The organism is Campylobacter majalis (assembly GCF_905120465.1).
GTDB lineage: Bacteria > Campylobacterota > Campylobacteria > Campylobacterales > Campylobacteraceae > Campylobacter_A > Campylobacter_A majalis.
In genome coordinates, this window is sequence record NZ_CAJHOF010000015.1 from 43,427 (window position 1) to 49,426 (window position 6,000).

At 35.8% G+C, this 6,000-nt stretch carries 6 protein-coding genes; 2 read left to right on the forward strand and 4 right to left on the reverse strand.

Annotated features, from left to right (window positions below):
• Positions 1-438 precede the first annotated feature (438 nt).
• The 4 genes from fabI to gap all read right to left on the reverse strand — a co-directional run bounded on the left by fabI (position 439) and on the right by gap (position 4,565).
• Positions 439-1,260, reverse strand: coding sequence for an enoyl-ACP reductase FabI (gene fabI / locus LQU93_RS07650; RefSeq protein ID WP_229933290.1), 822 nt, complete (start codon positions 1,258-1,260; stop codon positions 439-441).
• 413 nt (positions 1,261-1,673) lie between these two features.
• On the reverse strand, positions 1,674-2,357 hold the full coding sequence (locus LQU93_RS07655) for a triose-phosphate isomerase (protein WP_229933291.1): 684 nt from the start codon (positions 2,355-2,357) through the stop codon (positions 1,674-1,676).
• A complete protein-coding gene (locus LQU93_RS07660) occupies positions 2,354-3,562 on the reverse strand; it encodes a phosphoglycerate kinase (RefSeq protein WP_229933292.1) in 1,209 nt (402 codons plus the stop codon). Before LQU93_RS07660 ends, LQU93_RS07655 begins: the two co-directional genes overlap by 4 nt.
• Position 3,563: 1 nt before the next feature.
• Complete coding sequence (gap, locus tag LQU93_RS07665; protein WP_229933293.1) at positions 3,564-4,565, reverse strand: type I glyceraldehyde-3-phosphate dehydrogenase; 1,002 nt, start codon at positions 4,563-4,565, stop codon at positions 3,564-3,566.
• A 75-nt stretch (positions 4,566-4,640) separates the two neighbouring features.
• Between gap and nadD the strand changes: the two genes are divergently transcribed.
• Together nadD and rsfS are read left to right on the forward strand one after the other, a co-directional pair.
• The gene (gene nadD, locus LQU93_RS07670) at positions 4,641-5,180 is read left to right on the forward strand and encodes a nicotinate (nicotinamide) nucleotide adenylyltransferase (protein WP_229933294.1); all 540 of its coding nucleotides are present in this window, start codon (positions 4,641-4,643) and stop codon (positions 5,178-5,180) included.
• On the forward strand, positions 5,177-5,503 hold the full coding sequence (gene rsfS / locus LQU93_RS07675) for a ribosome silencing factor (RefSeq protein ID WP_229933295.1): 327 nt from the start codon (positions 5,177-5,179) through the stop codon (positions 5,501-5,503). Before nadD ends, rsfS begins: the two co-directional genes overlap by 4 nt.
• The last annotated feature ends 497 nt before the right edge of the window (positions 5,504-6,000 follow it).

A 6,000-nucleotide genomic window follows, 5' to 3' on the forward strand; every position in this document is an offset into this window, starting at 1 on the left:
AAATTTATATAATTTTTTTAAAAACAACAAAATCACGATTGCAAGTAATAATAAAGCATTTCTTGTAGCGACCAAAATAAAATTTGTTTTTAAATCTAAATTTGACAATAAAAAATATAAAAGTTATTTCAAACTCAAAAAAGACTGAGTTTCATAATTTAAGCCACGCCTGTATTTGTAACAATAAAGCCAGACTTATAAATTGCAACCTTCTTTTTATTATCTAACTTCGGTCCTAATAAAAATCATACTAATTGTTATAATATTTTAAAAATAGAGTAATCAAACTAAAAGCATCAAACATGACGTTGATTTGATTTTTACATCACAGTATTTATGGCAAATTTTATAAACAACAAAGATCTACTTTAGATTAATTTAAGACAAATTTGTATCAATCTTTCAAAGCAAATAGGTGCCAAAAGACACCTAAATTTACTATTTATCTAAGTCTATAGCTAAGATAGTTTCACCATTTTCATTGGTTGTGATGTCTGCCATGCCCATTATGTTGTATCCACAATCAACATAATGCACCTCTCCAGTCACGCCACTAGCCAAATCACTAAGTAGATACATTGCAGATTTGCCGACATCTTCGGTGCTGACATTGCGTTTAAGTGGAGCATTTACCTCGTTGTATTTTAACATCATTCTAAAATCGCCTATACCAGAGGCGGCTAAGGTCTTAATCGGACCAGCAGAGATCGCATTTACACGTATGTTTTTAGCGCCTAAATCATGTGCAAGATAGCGAACAGAGCTTTCAAGGGCTGCTTTTGCTACACCCATTACATTATAATGCGGGATAAATTTTGGTCCGCCAAGATAGCTTAGCGTCAATACTGAGCCACCCTCTTTAAGCACTGGTAAAACTGCACGAGTAAGCGAAAGTAGTGAATACACACTAGTTCCCATGGCTACATCAAACGCCTCTTTGCTTGTGTTTATAAACTCGCCCTCAAGTGCCTCTTTTGGTGCATAAGCAACGGCATGAACGATAAAATCTATCTCGCCAAAATCAGCTCTTAGCTTATCGGCTATGCTGTTTAGATGCTCATCGTTATTCACATCAAGTTCATAGACAAATTTAGAGCCAAACTCCTGTGCTATGGGTTCAACTCGCTTTTTTAGTGCATCATTTAGATATGTAAAAGCCATCGTTGCACCTTGTGCGTGGCAAGCTTCGGCGATGCCATAAGCGATAGATTTAGAATTTGCAACGCCTACGATTAGACCTTTTTTACCATTCATTAACATATTTTCTCCTTTAAGCTCATTTATTTAAACCATCATGTCCTAATCAACAAAACTTTTTTTAAGATGTTTTGCAAATATAAGCCACCTAAGCCATCACATATTACAAAACCAATCTCTTATAATACCAAAATGCTTTTTAGTTCTTATAACGCACCATTTTATTTTCATACTAAAAGGCAACATATCATTTGCGTCCCAGTAATCATTAAACAAGCATCAAAGTCATTGGCATAAGAGTGATACAGACTGGATTTTCCCACTCTTATCTTTTGTATAATAAATTTAACAATCCTATGCTCTATTAAATAACCAAATCACTTTTTTTGCACTCATTATCGTCGTTATACTTACAAAGATACTAAAATATTTCGCATAACAATCACAAAAACTATTAAATTTGCCCTATTTTATCCCTAAAATCTTGCATTTTCTATCAAATTTAAGAAATTTTCAGCGTCCAAACTAGCACCACCGACAAGCACACCACCACACTCTTTTATGTTTGCTATCTCTGCTATATTTTTATCATTTACACTACCGCCGTAAAGTAGCGGTGCGTGAGTTAGTGTGCGGATAAAATCAAGCACTTGCGATATATCATCCACACTCGCACTCTTTCCAGTGCCTATCGCCCAAATCGGCTCATAAGCAATGGCTAAATTTTGATAATTTAAGTCAATTAAGCTAAGCTGATTTCTTAAAAAATCTTTTGTTTTGCCGTCTTGATATGTGGCTAAATTTTCACCTATACAATAGGTTATATTCCAGCCATTTTTTACAGCAAAGTCAAATTTTAAACGCAAAAGCTCATCGCTTTCATTTAAAATTTCTCGCCTTTCAGAATGTCCGATAAGCACATGCTTTATGCCAAACTCATCTAAATGCATCTTGCCTATCTCGCCCGTAAATGCACCATTTTCGCACGGATAGAAATTTTGTCCGCCGATTGAAAACTTAAACTCATTATCCAAAAACGCACTTGCTGGGACAAACACGCAAACATCGCTATTTGCATCAATTTTATCATTTAATATTTTGGCATATTTGGCAAAACTAGCTCTTGTGTGGTTGCATTTTAAGTTTGCATAAAATTTCATAGCCACTCATCCTTTTTTCTAAGCGGTTTTACACCAGGCAACTCCTTGCCTTCAATTAGCTCCAAACTTGCTCCGCCTCCAGTTGAGATAAATGTCATCTCATCAGCATCTCCAAAACGTGCTACTACATCTGCCGTATCACCACCACCAACAACAGTTGTAGCATGTGTTTCAGCGATAGAGTGGCTCATTTTCATGCTGCCTTTGCTAAATTTATCCATCTCAAAAACGCCCATAGGTCCGTTCCACCAAATCGTCTGAGCATCGATTATCGCTTCTTGAAAAAGTCTAATAGAAGCTGGACCTATATCAAGCCCCATCCAACCAGATGGAATCTCTTGCGAAGTAACAAATTTAACTGCACTATCTGGCGAAAAGCTCTGAGCCGCCACAACATCAACCGGTAAGTAAATTTTCACTCCTAGTTCTTTGCCACGTTTTAGTATATTAAGTGCTTCAGGGATAAGCTCTTCTTCAACAATTGAATTGCCGATATTTTCACCCAATGCCTTTAAAAATGTAAAAGCCATGCCGCCGCCAATTATTAGCTTATCTACTCGCGGGAGCAAATTTGTAAGTGCTTGAAGTTTGCCACTAACCTTGCTTCCACCAACAACAGCTACAAACGGACGCGTTGGCTTTTTGATGAGTTTTTCAGCAAAGTCTATCTCTTTTTGTAGTAAAAATCCAGCCGCCCTTTGCTCTTCGCTAAAAAATTTAGTAATCGCTTCAACCGAGCTATGTGCCCTGTGACACACGCCAAATGCGTCATTTATATATACATCAGCATACGATGCAAATTCTTTAGCAAGTGCTTCATCGTTTTTAGTTTCGCCCTTTTCAAAGCGTAAATTTTCAAGCATTAAAATTTCGCCTTTTTTTAATTTAGCAACCTTGTCTTTAGCGTCTGCACCTATGACGTCATTTGCCATTATGACATCTAGTCCAAGTGCAAAGCCTAGACGTTTTGCCACTGGCTTTAGCGAATATTTTTCTTCAAAACCATTTTTTGGTCGCCCAAAATGCGAAGCTACGACAATACTACAACCTTGATCTAAGCAATATTTAATAGTAGGAAGTGCTGAACGTATGCGACGATCGTCAGTAATATTGCCAAATTCGTCCATTGGCACATTAAAATCACACCTTAAAAAAACTTTTTTGTTTGTAATATCTATATCTTTTATAGAGATTATATCTTGCATTTTAACCCTTTTTTGCTACCAAAACGCCCATATCAACAAGACGTGCTGAGTAGCCCCATTCGTTATCATACCATGCCAAAACTTTTACCATGTCATCGCATATTACCTGTGTTGTATCAGGTACAAACACAGCAGATGCGGCATTTGTGCAAAAATCGCTTGAAACAAGCTGCTCGTTATCAATAATGATTAAATCTTTAAATTCACCCAAACTTGCATATACAAAAGCCTTGTTTATATCATCTTTGCTTACACTCTTTTTAAGCACCGCAGTCAAATCAACTAGCGATACATTTGGCACCGGCACACGCATACTTTGTCCGTGTATGCGACCATTTAGATGTGGCATAACCTTACCTATTGCCTTAGCCGCCCCTGTTGTAGTAGGTATGATATTTTCAGCCGCTGCCCTACTTCTGCGAAAATCCTTAGCCTTGACATCTAATATACTTTGCCCATTTGTATAAGCATGGATTGTAGTCATTAGTGCTTTATCGATACCAAAAGCATTATCTAAAACCTTTACAACTGGAGCTAGACAGTTTGTGGTGCAACTTGCATTTGAGATTATTGCTTCGCCTTTGTATTCGTGTGAATTTACACCAATAACATAAGTTGGACTATCATCTTTGGCTGGAGCCGACATAACGACTTTTTTAACGCCATTTTTTAACAAACCAGCACACTTTTCTTGTGTTAAATTTGCACCAGTGCATTCTAGCACGACCTCAGCACCATATGCACCAAAATCAAGCTCATTTACATCACGTGTGCTAAAAACTCTTATTTTTTTGCCATCTACACTAATGTAATCATCATCTATAACAGCCACATCGTGTTTAAATTCACCATGAACACTGTCAAATTTTAATAAATATCTTGTCATTTCACGCTTGGCTGTATCGTTTATGGCTACTAATTCTACGTCATCACGCTCAAAAATAATGCGTGCAGCACATCTGCCGATACGCCCAAATCCGTTAATTGCTACTTTAATAGGCATTTCATCTCCTTTTGATATAATACGGCTAATTTTACACAAATATAAGTTAAACAAAGATATAAAAAGGTAAATATTTTGAAATTAGCACTATTTGGCGGTAGCTTTGATCCGCCACATCTAGGGCATGATAGTATAGTAAAACTTGCACTAAAATCACTTGATATAAATAAATTAATTATTATGCCAACCTTTATAAGTCCGTTTAAGAGTAGTTTTTCAGCATCTCCAGAGCTTAGACTAAAATGGATAAGAAAGATTTGGAGTAATTTAGATGGTGTTGAAATTTCAGACTATGAGATATCTCAAGAAAGACCAGTTCCTACTATAGAAACTGTAAAATATCTCATAAATAAGCACAAACCAGAAATTTTTTATCTAATTATCGGAGCAGATCATGCCGCTACCTTGCATAAATGGCATGGATATGATGAGCTAAAAAATTTAGTAAATTTTATAATAGCAACTAGAGATGATTTTATAGTGCCAAGCGACACTCAGATATTTGATATGCACATTGATATCAGCTCATCACGCATACGAAATGGCAACGGACTTGATAAGCTTGATTGCAAAATAAAAGATGAAGTATTAAAATTTTATAAAGGACAAAAATGAAACAAAGAATACAAAAAATCGTTGAAATTTTAGACGAGAAAAAAGCCGAAGAGATACAAGCTATAGACATGAGCGAACAAGACTATATCGCTAAATACGTCGTTTTAGCCACATCTTTGCATGGGCGTCACGCGATGGCTTTAACAGATGAGCTAAAGGAGCAACTAAAACCACTTGGCGAAAATTTTTTAGGCGTTGAGGCTAGCGACGATTGGGTTGTAATAGACCTTGGCGATATACTTATACACATACTAAGTGCTGAGCATCGTGCAAAATACAACATAGAAGAGTTACTAAGCAAACTAAAAACAAAACAGGAGTAGTAAAGCTTTTGCATCGTATTATTGCTAATTTAACGCTTAAATTTGGCATTGCTAAGCTTAGGCGTTAATCATTTATACTAGATAATAACTATCTTGTCTTTGACTTATTTCAAAACTATTCAAGCTAAATAGGTGCTTTTTATTGCAGTGTGTTGATAATAATTTTTGTGAAAATTTGCTATCAAACAACATACTATCTTGATTACTACTAAGGTTTGCTTTTGTTATCCATACGGCTTAAAGCATGACAAAAATAAAAAGCAAATTCTATCATTGCTAACTTTTTAATGAGAATTAAAATGCTGAATTTGCCACAGATAACTACAAAAGAAGAAGAGGAAAATTTTTTAAAAACGGTGGCAACAAATGTGAAAAATATCAAGCAACAAAGGGTATAAGTCATCTAGAAACTGCACTTAGTATCGCTCAGTCATCAAATGGATTTTATGCAAATATGGAAAATTTTACCGACAACAAACGCTTTAATCTATTGCATC